Source organism: Allorhizobium sp. Av2 (assembly GCF_021462805.2).
In the GTDB taxonomy this organism is placed as follows: Bacteria; Pseudomonadota; Alphaproteobacteria; order Rhizobiales; family Rhizobiaceae; genus Allorhizobium; species Allorhizobium vitis_G.
The window spans coordinates 193,567-209,009 of record NZ_CP192699.1; the positions used below are offsets into that span (position 1 = coordinate 193,567).

Annotated in this window: 13 protein-coding genes; 10 read left to right on the forward strand and 3 right to left on the reverse strand. The window is 57.1% G+C overall.

All coding sequences use genetic code 11. The annotated features are described in order from the left end of the window. Window positions 1-273: 273 nt before the first annotated feature. From FS819_RS26595 to FS819_RS26605, 3 genes are read left to right on the forward strand one after another with little or no spacing between them, the layout of a single operon-like run. Window positions 274-1,335 (forward strand): tyrosine-type recombinase/integrase, encoded by a 1,062-nt coding sequence (locus tag FS819_RS26595; protein WP_492437117.1) that lies wholly within the window; start codon window positions 274-276, stop codon window positions 1,333-1,335. Then, a complete protein-coding gene (locus FS819_RS26600) occupies window positions 1,332-2,297 on the forward strand; it encodes a tyrosine-type recombinase/integrase (RefSeq protein WP_156551619.1) in 966 nt (321 codons plus the stop codon). Before FS819_RS26595 ends, FS819_RS26600 begins: the two co-directional genes overlap by 4 nt. Beyond that, a complete protein-coding gene (locus tag FS819_RS26605; RefSeq protein ID WP_498724746.1) occupies window positions 2,281-3,294 on the forward strand; it encodes a site-specific integrase in 1,014 nt (337 codons plus the stop codon). Before FS819_RS26600 ends, FS819_RS26605 begins: the two co-directional genes overlap by 17 nt. Window positions 3,295-3,340: 46 nt before the next feature. Here FS819_RS26605 and FS819_RS26610 read toward each other — a convergent pair whose 3' ends face one another. Further along, window positions 3,341-3,523 carry a hypothetical protein gene (locus FS819_RS26610; protein ID WP_156551539.1) on the reverse strand — a complete coding sequence of 61 codons (183 nt, stop codon included), beginning with the start codon at window positions 3,521-3,523 and terminating at the stop codon, window positions 3,341-3,343. Window positions 3,524-4,160: 637 nt separating this feature from the next. Here FS819_RS26610 and FS819_RS26615 point away from each other — a divergent pair. Genes FS819_RS26615 through FS819_RS26630 form a run of 4 tightly spaced genes read left to right on the forward strand, consistent with a single transcriptional unit; the run spans window position 4,161 to window position 6,685 of the window. Then, window positions 4,161-4,901 carry a DUF6088 family protein gene (locus FS819_RS26615; protein ID WP_156551540.1) on the forward strand — a complete coding sequence of 247 codons (741 nt, stop codon included), beginning with the start codon at window positions 4,161-4,163 and terminating at the stop codon, window positions 4,899-4,901. Further along, window positions 4,882-5,979 (forward strand): nucleotidyl transferase AbiEii/AbiGii toxin family protein, encoded by a 1,098-nt coding sequence (locus FS819_RS26620; protein ID WP_156551565.1) that lies wholly within the window; start codon window positions 4,882-4,884, stop codon window positions 5,977-5,979. Before FS819_RS26615 ends, FS819_RS26620 begins: the two co-directional genes overlap by 20 nt. Further along, window positions 5,976-6,287: a hypothetical protein gene (locus tag FS819_RS26625; RefSeq protein ID WP_156551541.1), complete on the forward strand. Its 312-nt coding sequence runs from the start codon at window positions 5,976-5,978 to the stop codon at window positions 6,285-6,287. The genes FS819_RS26620 and FS819_RS26625 overlap by 4 nt, the downstream gene beginning before the upstream one ends. 2 nt (window positions 6,288-6,289) lie before the next feature. Then, on the forward strand, window positions 6,290-6,685 hold the full coding sequence (locus tag FS819_RS26630; protein ID WP_156551542.1) for a response regulator: 396 nt from the start codon (window positions 6,290-6,292) through the stop codon (window positions 6,683-6,685). Window positions 6,686-7,262: 577 nt separating this feature from the next. Here the strand turns inward: FS819_RS26630 and FS819_RS26635 are convergent. Then, on the reverse strand, window positions 7,263-9,182 hold the full coding sequence (locus FS819_RS26635) for a methyl-accepting chemotaxis protein (RefSeq protein WP_234625137.1): 1,920 nt from the start codon (window positions 9,180-9,182) through the stop codon (window positions 7,263-7,265). A gap of 438 nt (window positions 9,183-9,620) precedes the next feature. Then, window positions 9,621-10,220, reverse strand: a complete 600-nt coding sequence (locus tag FS819_RS26640; RefSeq protein ID WP_234625138.1) for a helix-turn-helix transcriptional regulator — start codon at window positions 10,218-10,220, stop codon at window positions 9,621-9,623. 1,040 nt (window positions 10,221-11,260) lie between these two features. Between FS819_RS26640 and FS819_RS26645 the strand changes: the two genes are divergently transcribed. The 3 genes from FS819_RS26645 to FS819_RS26655 all read left to right on the forward strand — a co-directional run bounded on the left by FS819_RS26645 (window position 11,261) and on the right by FS819_RS26655 (window position 15,411). Then, a complete protein-coding gene (locus tag FS819_RS26645; protein ID WP_156551544.1) occupies window positions 11,261-11,590 on the forward strand; it encodes a hypothetical protein in 330 nt (109 codons plus the stop codon). Between the two features lie 679 nt (window positions 11,591-12,269). After that, window positions 12,270-13,262, forward strand: a complete 993-nt coding sequence (locus FS819_RS26650; protein ID WP_156551545.1) for an HD-GYP domain-containing protein — start codon at window positions 12,270-12,272, stop codon at window positions 13,260-13,262. Window positions 13,263-13,701: 439 nt separating this feature from the next. After that, window positions 13,702-15,411: an ABC transporter substrate-binding protein gene (locus FS819_RS26655; protein WP_409050158.1), complete on the forward strand. Its 1,710-nt coding sequence runs from the start codon at window positions 13,702-13,704 to the stop codon at window positions 15,409-15,411. Window positions 15,412-15,443 lie beyond the last annotated feature (32 nt).

The following is a 15,443-nucleotide window of genomic DNA, read 5'->3' on the forward strand; positions in this document are numbered from 1 at the left end:
GCCGGCGGAAACAGGCGCAAATTCCTCGATTCTTGAAACTGGAGAAAGTCATCACGACAACATGGCATCTGGACAACCTCAGCGAAAAGGAGACCAGACATGCCAACACCGAAACATTTGCGGCTCAGAACTGAAGATCCCGACAATATCCTTTGGCCCCACATCGGGCTTTTATCGAACTACCTCGCCCAAGGTCGTTATCACGATACACGCCGGCGAAAATACATCGCGAGCGCATTGCACTTTGGAGAATGGCTGGCAGCGGAGAGCATCATGCCGGAGAGGATGGACGAGAATTCCATACGACGCTTCATCACGGAGCATCTGGTCACATGCTCTTGCGACCATAAAACACCGCACAGTGTTATCGTGATGAGGGCCGCTCTCAATCATCTACTGCGTGTTCTCAAGGCAAATGGAGTCGTCCGCAATACAGAACCGAGTGAAACGGATGGCGAAATCGCGCGTTTCGACGAAAAAATGCTCAAGGTCTGGGGATTGTCAAAAGATACCAGGCGGCATCGTTGCGCAATCATTCGCCGATTGCTCGACGCGCACGGATACAGCAATGCAGCTGGAATCGCCTGGCTGAAACCGACCGGCCTGCGAAACTTTGTCATGGGTGCCGAACCGCGTAAGCCCGCAACGATCCGAAGCATCGCGGGAGCAGTTCGTTGCTATCTGAGATATCGCGCTATCATTGGCGACCACGTCCGGCACCTCGAGCGGGCGATACCAACGCCAACATTCAGGCCAGCCGCCGAGTTACCGCAAGGGCTGACACCCTCCGAGTTGCAGCAGCTACTTGCGTCCTTCGTCACGACCGACCGCAACCAGAGAAGAGCATATGCAATTGTCCGGTGCCTCGCCGATCTGGGCCTGCGGTCGCTGGAGGTCGTCCGGTTGACGCTTGATGATATCGATTGGGAAAACGGCATCATCAACGTGCCGGCAACCAAGACCAGGCGCCGTGACATCATGCCATTGCCAACATCGACGGGAGAGGCGATCGCTGACTATCTGATAAATGAACGGCCCGCGACCGAACAGCGGGAGATATTCGTCCGACATGTCGCGCCAGTGGGCAGGCCGGTTGGCAGGCGCGTCGTGCAAAAGGCGCTTCATGCTGCCTATCGACGGTTGGGATGGCAGCATACCAGGGTCCATATTCTTCGCCACACAATAGCAAGCGTGTTGGCCAATGATGGTGTCCCGTTGAAACAGATCGCCGACGTCATGCGCCATCGTAGCGTGGTGACGACCGCCGGCTATGCCCGCGTCGACACTGTCCGGCTTTCCGCCGTTGCATTGCCTTGGCCGGGAGAGATCGCATGACGATGCAGTCAACGATGCTTACCCGAGTGGAAAGTTATCTCGCCGAACGGCGTCACCTCGGCTTCAAACTCGACCGCTCTGGTAGCCAAATGCTATCATTTGCTCGCTTTGCGGATGCAAATGGACACAATGGCCCACTGGATTCCAGAATCATTCTGGATTGGGCCAGAGGCCAAGCTGCGAACAGTGATCCCTTCACCTGGGCGCAGCGGGTCAATGTTCTGCAGCCGTTTGCGCGCTATCTCGCGACAATCGAACCGGGCACGTGTTTCCCGGAAACCAGCCCGTTCGGCAGTTCGAAGCGACGGCTCGCTCCCCATATCTTCACATCACAAGAATTGCGGTCTCTTGTTGCCGACGCGCGTCAAGTGCAGCGGGTGCGGGCCGCCGGGCCACTTATGCTGCCTCCACTGATCGGGCTATTGGCTTCGACCGGTTTGCGGATATCGGAAGCGCTCGGACTACGGATGGGTGACGTGGATCTCGACACGGCCCAGATTACCGTTCGGTTTGCTAAGTTCGGACGCAAACGCCTTGTCGCCCTCCATCCATCATCCGTCACGGCATTGGGAGAGTTCATCGCTGAACAGCGGGGAGCTTTCCGATGCGGGGCTTCCGAACCCTTCTTCAAGGACGAACTGACGGGCGAAGCGCTCGCGTATCGCGAGGTGCTGCGTGGATGGAAACAACTGACGCTCAGGCTTGGAATTGTTCCGCGGGGCGAACATTCGTCCGTTCGTCTTCACGATCTGAGGCACACATTCATATGCCGACGTCTTCTGGAGTGGCAGGCACACGGCACAGATATCGACGGCGCCATGTTGATGTTGTCGACGTATGTGGGACACGTCAATTTACGCGATACCTACTGGTATATTGAGGCCGTACCGGAGTTGATGGCTCTAGCTGGGGACCGCTTCGAAAAGCTCAACAACAAGGTAGGAGATGGCGACCATGGCTAACCTCTCGCCTTCGTTCGCGACCTTGCTTCAAAGCTTCTTCATCGACCATCTGAGACAACAGCGTGCCGTCAGCACCTGCACGGTCGCTGCCTATCGCGACACGTTCAAGCTGTTCCTTGCTTATGCGCAAAAGGCGACCGGCAAATTGCCTACCGATCTTTCCCTTGCCGATCTGAATGCCGAGACCGTCCTTGCGTTTCTGGATCATCTCGAACGAGACAGGGGTAACAGCGCCCGGAGCAGAAATGCACGACTGTCGGCGATCCGGTCCTTCCTGAAATATGCCGCACATGAAGATCTGACGGCCATCGGTGTCATCGAGCGTTGTTTGGCAATCCCCCAGAAGCGGCATGACAAGCCAGTTCTCGGATACCTGACCAGGCCCGAGATGGAAGCCATCATCGGAGCGCCAGACTCCCGAACATGGGCGGGCCGACGAGATAGGGCACTGTTCGCGCTCCTCTACAATACCGGCGCTCGTGTCTCCGAGGCCATCGGTCTTCGCGTCGGCGATGTGGTGTTGGAGGTATCGCCCGTTGCCCATCTGTTTGGGAAGGGAAGGAAGCGTCGCAGCGTTCCCCTCTGGAAGGAGACAGCGAAAACACTTCGGCAATGGGTCACTCACCTGGAGAACACGGCACCAGACGCTTATCTATTCCCTAGCAAGGCTGGTGGGCAGATCTCGCGGTCGAATGTTACTCATCGACTTGGCCTGGCAGTAGCTGCAGCCAGTCATGAAGTTCCAAGCCTCGCGAAAAAGACGATCTCGCCCCATACATTCCGTCATACGACCGCAATGCATCTGTTGCAGTCGGGCGTGAACATTACGGTCATCGCGCTCTGGCTTGGGCACGAGGATCCCAGCACTACCCACATCTACATGGAGGCGGATCTCGCAATGAAGACGGCTGCTCTCAACCGCCTTCAGCCAATCAGCGCCGCAGCCGAACGTTACCGGCCGCCAGATCAGTTGATGGCATTCCTGCAGTCACTGTGATTATGCGCAGCTCGGTTGACCCCGGGCTGCGCAGTCTCAGGCGATCTCACCGCGAGGTGGCCATAATCTCCCACGGATCATAATCGTTGATGATGGCGTCTTCATCGCCGTCATACTCGGCGGAAGGCATGACGCCGATCTCGCCATCGATTTCGAAGAGGGTGACCGGGACCATCAGGGTCCGGGCAAGATCGAAAGCGTGGTTCTGTGCGAGGCTGAGATCCGACATGTGAGGCTCCATCCTTTGGCGGGGCCAATCCCCGCTCGATGGCGCCCGTTCGATCCGGACCCGGCCGCGGTCACCTCAGCGGCGCAGCCAGAGAGGTCGCAGCTTGTCTAGCGAACCCTTTGGGGTTGACCGTCAAGGACGGGACTGGATTAGGGATGCCAGACAAGAGAGCTGGGTCGGAAACTCCGATGGGTGGAGCATCTTTGCGCTCGGCCTGAATTGACCTGCCGCTTACTGATCAGGCGACCGGCAGGTTCCGATACAATGAAGGAGTTGGACGGTTGCTGTTTGCCCCTTTCCGAAAGGGAAACTGTGCAGCAACACTCGATGGTGTCAGACTTTCTTCGTGATTTAATGCGTGAAGGGTGAAAGCCCGAAGGCAAAAGACTCGCGCGCCAAAGCCCGACAGGGCACATTAGCCTAGACTGTGGAGGCCTCGTTCTCGCCATGTGCAACGATCGCGAACGACACGTCCGTTGTGTCGGAATCTGCTCGTTGATTTCAGTTTTGTCTTTCGGTCCATCGATGAAGATCGAAGGCTGACCAATATTTAGATATAAAAATTGGTCAGTATTCATGCACCGATTGCTAGTGACCAAAGTTTGTATATAATCTTCGGTCAGAAGGTAGGACAACTATGCCGGATCCCACATCGGACACTCTCGAACGTATTCACCAAAGGATTGCCGGGGCGGCACCTTCGGGCGTCTGGTCGCGTGCGGATTTCCTGGATATCGCAACACCGAACGCTGTCGAAAAGGCGCTACAGAGGCTGGCCCGCCGCGGCGACATCCGACGCCCTCATCGTGGCCTCTATGACAAGCCGGGTATCAGTCAGCTGACCGGCAAGATGGTTTTTCCGCCACGCGCTTCTTTCATCGATGCGATCGCACGGCGCGACAAGCTTCGTGTTTGCGTCGACGGCATGACGGCTGCCAATGATCTTGGCCTGACGACGGCCGTTCCGGCCAGGTCGACGATCTATGCGGACACATACCCCCGGACCATTGAGATCGAGGCCAATGCCGGTGACACGCAGGCCACGAAACCGGTCATCTATATCCTAGACTTCAAGCGAATTTCAGCAAAGACAGCTTTCTGGGCGGGCCGGCCTGCTATGCGGGTAATCCAGGCCCTCCACTGGTTTCGCGATGAGCGATCCAATCTGGAGACCATCGTCGATGGTATCGTCCGTTATCTGGTACGAAGCCCGAATAGGCAGCCGATCGTCGAGGATCTGCGCGAAAACATCCACGCCATCCCTGCCTGGATGTACCAGGCAATAGAAACGATAACACGCGACCCGCGGCCCCCGGTGGATGAAGACACTCCAACGGACCAGGATGGGAAGGATGAACATGCGCCAGAGCTTCATTGACGTCCTTCGCTCAAGCACCGACGAGCAGAGAGCGCTGTTCTCCGCCGCTGCGTCCGATCTGGAGACCCGGGCCGAGAATATTGAGAAGGATCTCTACGTCTGCTGGGTGCTCGACTTCCTGTTTAACCGACGGAGGGACGATGCTATCGGACTTTATTTCAAAGGTGGGACCAGCCTCAGCAAGGCATATGGGCTGATCCAGCGTTTTTCCGAGGACATCGACATCGGCATCTACAAGGCGGACCTGAAAGTTCCTCTCGAGGCCGACATTGCGGCGCTCTCCTCCGTCACTCAACAACAGAAGGCATTGGCGGAACAGGTAGACGAGGCAGCACGGCATTACATTTCCGGGCCACTGAAAAGCTTACTCGACGAGGAAATTGCCACGGTCGAAAGAGAGAGCGGACAAACAGGACATTTCACGCTCAGCTTCGGGTACGATTCCTACCGGAAAAAGGAAGCGCACGACGTTCTGGTTCTGGGATACAGAAGCGTCTTTGATACGAGCGGCGGCTATGTCGAGGCGGCGGTGCGCATCGAAGGCGGAGCACGCCCGGATCCGGTGCCAGCCGAGATGCGGCAGATTACCCCCTACATCGCATCGGAAATGCCAGCCGGTTCGGATCTCACGATCTCCAATGTGATTACCGTCAAACCGGAACGGACCTTCTGGGAAAAGGTCCTCATTCTTCATGCCATGACGGAAATGACCGAAAAGCGAAACACGGACCAGAATGCGGAAAGAAAGGTCCCCGACCTCAACCGATATTCTCGACACTACTATGATGTGCACCAAATTTGGACGCATCCCGACTACGGGAAGGCGACCGCATCCATGCTCGATCTTGCCGAAGCATGCCGGCAGCACAAGGAACTGATGTTCCGCGCGCCGGACCATTGTTATGATCGGGCAGTACCCGGCAGCTTCCGGCTGGTGCCGACGGTCGATATGCGTAGGAAACTGGCGACCGACTACGAGAGAATGTCGGCCATGATCTTTGCGACACCGCCCAAATTTGAGGCCGTCATGACAAGCATCGAGGATCTGGAGCGTTTGCTCAACAAGGAGCCGGTATGAGCACGAAACCCGCCCTCGAGAGCGCGCCGATCGCTGTAGCGCACGACGTCCTGCGCCATGGAGAATCGGTTGCGGCGGCCTCGGAGGCGGCACACGTCAGTCGCCGGCAACTCCACAGATGGTTTTATCGCCATCTCGGCATCGGCGTCCAGGAACCAAACCGGCGCGGGTTCGGTTCACGCCTCACCGAACGGGTGGTACCTGCCTATTTCAAGGGGACGGCAGCCACGCGATACCCTTCAGACGGGGTGGAGTACGATCTAAAAGGCACTGCGCGACCGGACGAGACCGACCGCATACAGGATTGATCATGGGACAGAGTTTAGACCGTCGCCGCGTCGCGGTCCTCGTTGTCGAGGACGAACCGCTTCTGCTAATGGACGCAATGGACATGATTGAAGACGCGGGCTTCACGGCCTACGGCGCGGGCAATGCCGACGACGCAATCCACCTAATGGAAAAACATCCCGACATCCGCGTTCTATTCACCGACGTCCACATGCCAGGCTCCATGAACGGGTTCAATCTCGCACGCGCGGTACGTGACCGCTGGCCTCCGGTCTCGATCATCCTGGCATCGGCACACGTCAACGTCACGGACGAAAAGGTGCCGGAGAACGGACTCTTCTTCGCGAAGCCATATCCGCCTGCAACAGTCGTGAAGGCGCTAAAAGCTATCGCCGAGCATGTCACACAGTTTGGTTGAGGTCCTAGTTTGCACGGGTGCGTCGCGCGGTTCGGCCATGCCTGGGCGACGTATACGGCGACAGTCCAGTGGCTAATCTCCCCGACCCCTGTCGCTCGGGTCGCGAAGTTCGCCGCCGGAACGTCTTGAACCAGCGCGTTCGCAAAGTTCCGGGATGAACTGATGATATCACCTGCAAAAGGTGGTTCTATCAACTTAGATTGCGACGCTACGGGGTTTCACTCCCGACGCAGGGTAGTGTGATCCGGACCGCACCAGCCTTTCTCCACGCAGTATTGCTCCGCGGCTTGAATGGCCGCGCGCTGGTTCGAAAACGGTCCTGCGAGAGTATGCTCCTCGCCACGGAAAGAGATGAGCACGCTCTTCGAAAACACGTCGAATATTATGCTCAGTCCTTTTTCGTACCGCATTGATATCTCCTCATTCAATTGAAATCGAATATCCTCAGTTCGCAATCTACCGTCGCACAACCGGTCCACGTGCGGTGGTCAAAGTCCGGGTTCGCAGGGATGGCAAATCTACCACCCGGCGAACCGAGCGGTAGATTGGCGAGCTGCTGGCAGCAGAGTTCAAGCTGCTAGTACTCGGCCCAGCCGCTGGATTTTGCCCCGCTGCCGTCACGTCGTGCACGCGCAGGTGTCACCGAGGGAGATCTGGCCATCATATTGGCTGCTTGCCGAAGGCGCTGGACGTGCGTGGTGGAGGTCCCGGCTCCGGCAAGTTGAAAGCCCGAAACGATTTCTCGCAGTCGTGAAGCTTCGGCAACGAGTGTAGCGCTGGAGGCGTTCGTCTCTTCGACCATCGCGGCGTTCTGTTGCGTGACCTGATCCATTTGATTGATGGCGGTATTGACTTCGTTAAGTCCCACTGCTTGTTCTCGGGCCGAAGTGGCGATTGATATCATGTGGTCGTTGACGTTGGAGATCGCGCTCTCGATGCTCTTGAGGGCTTCTCCGGTGTCACGCACGAGCCGGACGCCGCTTTCCACTTCGGAGCTTGATCCGCGGATGAGTTCTTTTATCTCCTTCGCGGCCTGCGCCGAGCGCTGTGCCAATTCCCTGACTTCCTGCGCGACGACCGCAAAGCCTTTTCCGGCTTCGCCAGCGCGCGCCGCCTCTACCCCCGCATTCAGCGCCAAAAGGTTCGTCTGAAACGCGATTTCATCTATCACGCCGATGATACTCGCGATTTGGTTCGCAGAGGCTTCGATGCGCCCCATGGCGTTCACGGCGTTGGCGACCACCGTGGCGGAATGCTTGGCACTGACCGTCGCATGCGCCGCGGCTTCCCGCGCTTCCTCGGCGCGCTTTGACGAGTTTGTGAGGTTCGCGGTGATCTGGTCGAGTGCCGCAGCGGTCTCCTCAAGGGAGGCAGCCTGCTGCTCCGTTCTCTTCGAGAGGTCGTCGGCGCTCTGGGCAATCTCACGCGTACCGCCATCCAGAGCATGCGTGGTATGAGCGACCGACTCGACGGTTTTACCGAGACGCATCACCGCCGAATTCAAATCGTTGCGAAGTGTTTCGAATTCCGCGGCGAAAGGTTCGGTGATCTGAAACGAAAGGTCGCCGTCAGCAAGACGGCGCAGGCCGTCGGCAATCCCGGAAGTCGCTTCAGCAAGGCGTACGTTGGCAGCTGCTTCCGTTTCCGCTTTCATACGGTCTCGCTCGGCTTCCGCCTGCGCGCGGTCGCGTGCTGCGGCCTCCTCCAACCGGCCCTTTTCAATGGCGGCCTTCCTGAACGTCTCGACGGCTTCGGCGATAGAACCGATCTCGTCCTTTCTTCCCGCGAAAGGTATCGCGCGACCGGTCTGGCCCGCAGCGAGGTTCGCAATGGAACCCGTTATGATCTCGATCGGCCGGGCGACACAGAAGTAGGCGAAGTAGACGATCACTCCCATTATGAGAACCGAGACGCCGATGGCGATATAGCTCGTCTGCACCGTCCAGCTGTATGATGCCTGGCTTGCGGTATAGGCATCTTGTGCGCCCTTGGTGTTGAAGTCCACAAGGGCGTCGAGGTCTTCGGCGATCCGGTCACCGACAGGTCCCAGCTCGGTGCTGACAGCGTTGATGGAAGCTAGAAGGCCCCGGGATTTGAAGGATCCGGTAATGCCTGATCCAGTGACCACGTAGCCGTCGAAGACATCTATCACGCGACCGATCAACGCTTCTTCCGTAGGGGTCATCGGTAGGCCCCTGTATAGGTCAGCCTGTTTCCGGAAGTCAGCGATCGCAGCCGTAATAGCGCCGTCGGCCTTCTGCAACTGGTCCTCAGACTGAGCCATTATGTAGTTTCTGTAAGCCAGTCGAAGGTCACCGAGCGCGACGTTCATTTCCTTCGCCGACGACACGCTCGGCAGCCAGTTTGTCGCTATACTTCCAACGTTGAAGTTTATGGCAGATATCTGTCCCACCGCGAATGTCGAAAACGCCAGGAACAGGATTCCCGCGAGTATCACCAACGATGGGAGCGCCGTCTTAATGCTGGGTCGTGCCATTGTCATCTTTCTAGGTCGGCGCGCCCTGGGCGCCGTTGTTGATGCAACGCTGAAGTCATCTCGCTTGCACACTGGGCCGCGGGAGCCCGCGGCACTGAAATCAGATACTTGATGTACCAGATGGTCAAATTGCTCATGAAGTTGTACTAAAATGCTAACGGAAACGCCTTGTCAGCGCGCTCGACCGCCTTCTTCGCTTTCGGTATCAAACCTGCGCGTTAATTGTGTTTTCCGACTTCGATAAAAGAGATGACCGTCGGCTCGTGATGGCTGGACCCTTCCTGGACCCGCGAGGTGAGGAGAGTCCGCAACGGGATGGCAGGTCGCCGGACCGCTGGCGGGCCACTGTACATTGACGCCTGAAGTGTGAGTGGCCTCCTCGGATCGCCAGCGCGCTGGGCCATCCGAAATGCAACGCCTGGACGGCTCGAAGCGCAGTCAGCGCGTCCGTGTCTGTTTGGGAGTTTCGCCAAACCGCTTTCGGTATCTTCGAGAAAAGTCCGCGTGATGCTGAAAACCCCAGGCATTTGCGATCTGCGATATGTAGCCTGGAGCGAAGCCTCGCTTGAGGGCATCGTGGACGCGGTCAAGTCGACATTCGATAATGTACTGAACCGGAGTTATGCCTTTCGATTCCCTGAAAGCGATCTGCAGACTGCGAACGCTGACCCCTGCGGCGAACGCGATCTCGGACACGGTTATCGGACTTGCTAGGTTCGCTTCGATGTAATCGAGGGCGTTTCGAAGCACGCGGTTGTTTACCTGGTCGGCTGTTGGTCTAACGGCCGCCGTTGTTGGCCAGCAGGACAGCAGGTGGAAGACGAGCAGTTCCTCAACTATCGGAAAAGACAGCGGATTATGGTCTCCGTACTGCTGGAGGTTGTCGTGCAAGCGGATGAGCGCGGTCCTGAAGATGCGGATCTGAGGTATGTTCACGTCGACGACGGGCACGAAGCATGCGAACGTGCTACGTTCCTCACCGTACAGCGCCTGCATTTTCTGGAATATGCTCACGGATGCGATTGTACAGCTTATCATACTGGCGCTCCGGGAAGTCCGCTCATACTCCATATCCCGAAAAGGTATGATAACGCCTTGTCCCCGGTCGATGTTGACCTCTTCCCGACCGTCCTTACGCGCCAAGCCTCCGCTTATAGGGAATCGGATAGTCACCAGATCCGAGACAACACGGGGACGGGCCTCGAAACCTGTCGCGGACTCCGTTTTCCAAACACAGAAATCTCGAATTTTAGTCCCGCCGAAATTGAGACGGACCGGCTCTCGACCAAGAGAAGTGAATCCAACCGGGCAGAAACTGTCTGACTGTAACCTATCGTTATCATCGTGGGTTAGGAGCTCGAAACGAAACCTCGTCGGAACCGTGTTCGCACCAGAATTCAAGACAGGCATCGAAAACTCGTGACAAAATGCCCCTCACGACAGCGAGCAGATCAAAGGGATAGTAGGAAGGCTTTCTGGCCGTGACTTACCACCAATGCAACCAGTCGTCACTAACCGCCGATCATTGAAGCTATGCATTCAACGAAATTATCATAGTGAATGCGAAAACACCCTTAGCAGCGCGACAGGCAAACTGCGGGGCGTGTTGATGACCAACTCGCAGTTCCAGCCCCTCCGGACCCGGCCACCTATCCCAGCTGTACATAGCTACGACCGAGGCCTGCGGGTTTTGCCAGACTGTCCATCGTTCGCCACGTCAGCGGGGCGGCAAGCGGCAAACCGACCTTTTGCTTGAACCGGATTCCCGGCAGCCGGAACCATTCGGCTGATATGTAAGCGTGCGCCTTGCGAGCTCATATCGGTAAGTCTCATACGGCGTGGACGGGTCTTCAGCGACAGCGCTTCGTAACGGAAGCTCTCGGCGGGCAGGCTGCCGATTGGACGGCGCGTGAGTAGCGATCGAGCTATGACGCTCGATCAGACCGAAGTTTGTATAGATTGCGAGAGTTCTATCATGTTTCGGCACGTACTACGTAAAATCGAAGTATGATGTTGTCTGGTGAACGTCATTGGATCATTACAGCAAGCATTAGGTCAACGGCTAAATGAGTGTAATGATGGCTCCCACAACTCAGTTCAATCCATTGCGGCTTGTGAACGATGCTATCAACAATGCCAATCTGGCAGGTCAAACACTTACCCCGGACGCCATAGCGCTGCTCTGGAAGCTCGCGCAGGGAAAACTTAGCGAGGGTGACGCGGCTGAACTTTCGCGAACCCTGAGAGAAGCCATAGTCCAGAAGCGGGAGCGACATGAGGTCCGCGTTGTCGACAAAGAAACGGCTGCGGCACTCGACGCCATAGCAGCGACCCTGTGCGAAATACGAGGGCAACTCGTCACGTTACAAGCTCCAGCGTCCGATACTGGCACCTCAGTCGAGGAATAGACGCTCGGACGCCGTGCGTGGGCGCCGTTTCAGAACGTATTCTTATCACCGCTTGCATCCCAGCCGCCTGACTGCGGGCCGGGGCCTCCGGATACCGATCGTGCGGATACGCTAACCCCGACTCTATCCGAGTAACTGCCGTTCGTCTTTCCGCGTTGGGCCGATGCACTGCCGACCACGCGTTGCGGGAACACGAATCCGTCAGCGTTGGCTATCGGTCAACTGCTCAACGCGGCACCTAGTTCTTAGCCGCACACGCTGCAGCTTCGGCGGCGCCACCATCGATAGAGGCATGAACGAAGTCGATAGGGTCGAGCGTCGAATGCCGAAGGATCCGTATTGTCGCCCCTAGCTGTCGACACCGACGCAGTTCCATCTTTCACATGACGTTTACATCATGCTCCAGGCCTTTTTCGCTCCGCTACGCATGCATCGTGCCGTAGGTCGAGTCGGAACGCAGTGCCTGGCTGGCAGGCAAAAGACAGCCGCGCCCTAATTTACGAACCCCCGTTCACGGGAGTTGAGTTGCCGCCTAGTGCCGTCAACGACACGATGCGACGGCTAGCATCAGTTCCTATCATTTTTGCGAAATTAGACACACCTAACGCGAAGCCAGCCGTAGCGTTAACATTTTGTCCATCGCTTGACGACGAGATGGTTAACGGACCGGAACAGAGCATTGTCCGCCGTATCAAATAACAACAGCAATTTGCAGAGTAAGGCGATGAGAAAACGAGTGCGTTTGAACGAGCTGCGCGTTGGAATGTGGGTCGCTGAGATAGACATGCCTTCTGGCATGTCTTCCGACCATGCCGCGCCCTTCGCAATCGCATCTCCTTTGGATATTGAGCGCCTTACCGATCTCAGCATTCTCAGTGTCGTCATCGATGCGAGGAAAGGACTGGATGTGGCGAGAAGTCGCCTATCGACCGTCGACCTCCAGCAGGAAATAGGCGCAAGATTGCCGAGAGAGGAGATAGCTGCGGCCGAGCGGACGATCTCTAGACTAAGGCCGCATCTCAACGCGGTCTTGTCGGACGCCGCCCGAGGCAGTCTGAGCTGCAACGCGCGCGGGATGGAAATTGCGGAGCAAATCGAATTTGCAGCGCTCAGTAACGCCAACGCGTTGCTGGGCCTGCTACGGCTGAAGAACAGAGACAACGAAACTTTTCTCCACTGCCTCTCGGTCAGTGCGCTGATGGTCGTGTTCGGTAGTTCACTCGGCTTGAAGTGCGGCCCGCTGCGCAACCTCGCTCTCGGTGGCCTGCTGCATGACATCGGAAAAATGGCTCTTCCGCTGTCGATACTCCAAAGCACGGGGAAGCTTACCGTCGCGCAGTTCGAAATCGTCAAGACCCATCCGCGGAAAGGGGCCGACATTCTAGGAAGGATACCTGACGTCGGACAGCCTGTCATCGATATCGCGCTGTTTCATCACGAGAAGTACGACGGATCGGGATACCCATTCGGCATCGCGGGTGAACGCATTCCCCGGGCGGCTAGGATCGCGGCGATATGTGACGTGTACGACGCGATGACTTCCGTTCGGCCCTACAAGACGGCGATGAGGCCCTCGGACGCGATCAGCCTCATGACTACGTCGAGAGTGCACTTCGATCCAGCGCTCCTCGATAGCTTCATATCACTCATGGCAACCAGCCCTCTGGTCTAGATATCGCCCGTGCACGGTTGGGGGTATCCCGTCGACGACCGCAATCTTGTGATGCGCATGGAGTGTGCATTTCCCCTCGGAGTCCAACGCCAGATGGCATCGGATGAATACGCGGAGATGCAGCAAAAAGCGGCGACTTCCTTCAGTCGAGAATGAAGAAGACGTTTTCATCTTACCGAATGCGAGGTGTAGATCGGAGTTCGTGAAGTACACTGCCAATGACGCTGGCCGATGAAAACGTAAAACATTCACATGTAAGGTGTTCGGAAACCTTTAGACAGTAAAAGTGACGAATCACCATATAAGAAAAGGTAATAGTATGAGAATGGAACATCGGAAAGTCATGAGAAATTCATCCGAAGACGTAACCTATATCAAAGGAATAGCCTATCCGGGCAGAGATAAACCCATGCGCAGAAATGACCATGGTTCATTGAGAATGATGTTCTCGTCGGCGTGTCTGTTTCTCCTTATGTCAGATAATACATTCGCAGGCATGAAAGAAGCCCGCGAATTTCTCTCATCCGAGATCGGCTCGCTATCGGTTCTATCCCGGGCCGATCAGGAGAACGAGATGAAGTGGTTCATCGAAGCCGCGAAGCCTTATCAAGGAATGGAAATCAACGTCGTTTCCGAGACTCTGACGACGCATAAATACGAATCGGAAGTCCTCGCTCCGGCATTCACGGCTATCACCGGCATCCGGGTCAACCATGAGCTCACGAGCGAAGGCGACGTCGTGGACAAGCTCCAGACCCAGATGCAGTCCGGTGAAAGTTCCTACGATGCGTACGTAAACGACTCCGATCTGATCGGCACGCACTGGCGCTATCAACAGGCCAGGTCACTCACCAAGTTCATGCACGACGAGGGCAGGGACGTCACCAATCCAAACCTGGACCTTGACGACTACATCGGCCTCAAGTTCACCTCGGCACCGGACGGCGACCTGTATCAGCTACCCGACCAGCAGTTCGCGAACCTCTACTGGTTCCGGTATGACTGGTTCAACGACGAGAAGAACAAGGCCGACTTCAAGGCGAAATATGGCTACGATCTCGGCGTTCCCGTCAACTGGTCTGCCTATGAGGACATCGCCGAGTTCTTCACCGGCCGCGAGATCGACGGCAAGAAGGTCTATGGCCATATGGACTACGGCAAGAAGGACCCGTCGCTCGGCTGGCGCTTCACCGACGCTTGGCTGTCGATGGCCGGCAACGGCGACAAGGGCCTGCCGAACGGCCTTCCGGTCGACGAATGGGGCATCAAGGTCAACGAGAAGTCCCAGCCGGTCGGCTCCTGCGTCGCCCGCGGCGGCGACACCAACGGCCCGGCCGCCGTCTATTCCATTCAGAAGTATCTGGACTGGATGAAGGCCTACGCCCCTCCGACGGCAGGCAGCATGAACTTCTCCGAGTCCGGTCCGGTTCCGGCGCAAGGCGAGATTGCGCAGCAGATCTTCATGTACACCGCCTTCACCGCCGATATGGTCAAACCCGGCCTTCCGGTCGTGACAGGCGACGGAACCCCGAAATGGCGCTTCGCTCCTTCGCCGCATGGCGTCTACTGGAAGGACGGGATGAAGCTCGGCTATCAAGACGTCGGCTCGTGGACGCTTTTGAAATCCACGCCCGTGGACCGAGCGAAAGCGGCTTGGCTTTACGCCCAATTCGTCACTTCGAAAACTGTCGACGTCAGGAAAAGCCATATGGGTCTGACGTTCATTCGCGAGTCTACGATACATGACACGAGCTTTACGGAAAGAGCCTCCAAACTCGGCGGTCTCGTCGAGTTCTACCGCTCGCCGGCCCGCGTCCAATGGTCACCCACCGGAACCAACGTTCCCGACTATCCGAAGCTATCTGAGTTATGGTGGCAGGCTATCGGCGACGCAGCAGCGGGGACGAAAACCCCGCAGGAGGCATTGGATTCGCTGTGCGCCAACCAGGAACGTGTCCTCCAGCGCCTTGAGCGCGCCGAAATCCAGGGAGCCATCGGCCCGGTGCTGTCAGAACAGCGCGATCTCCAGTATTGGCACCAGGTCGCCGTAGCGAACGGCCACCTCGCGCCACAGCCGAAAATCCAGAACGAAAAAGAAAGCCCGGTCACCGTTGACTACGACGCGCTCGTCGAAAGCTGGCGAAACTAGCGACAGGGCCACGTCGGACATTGAAATGTACC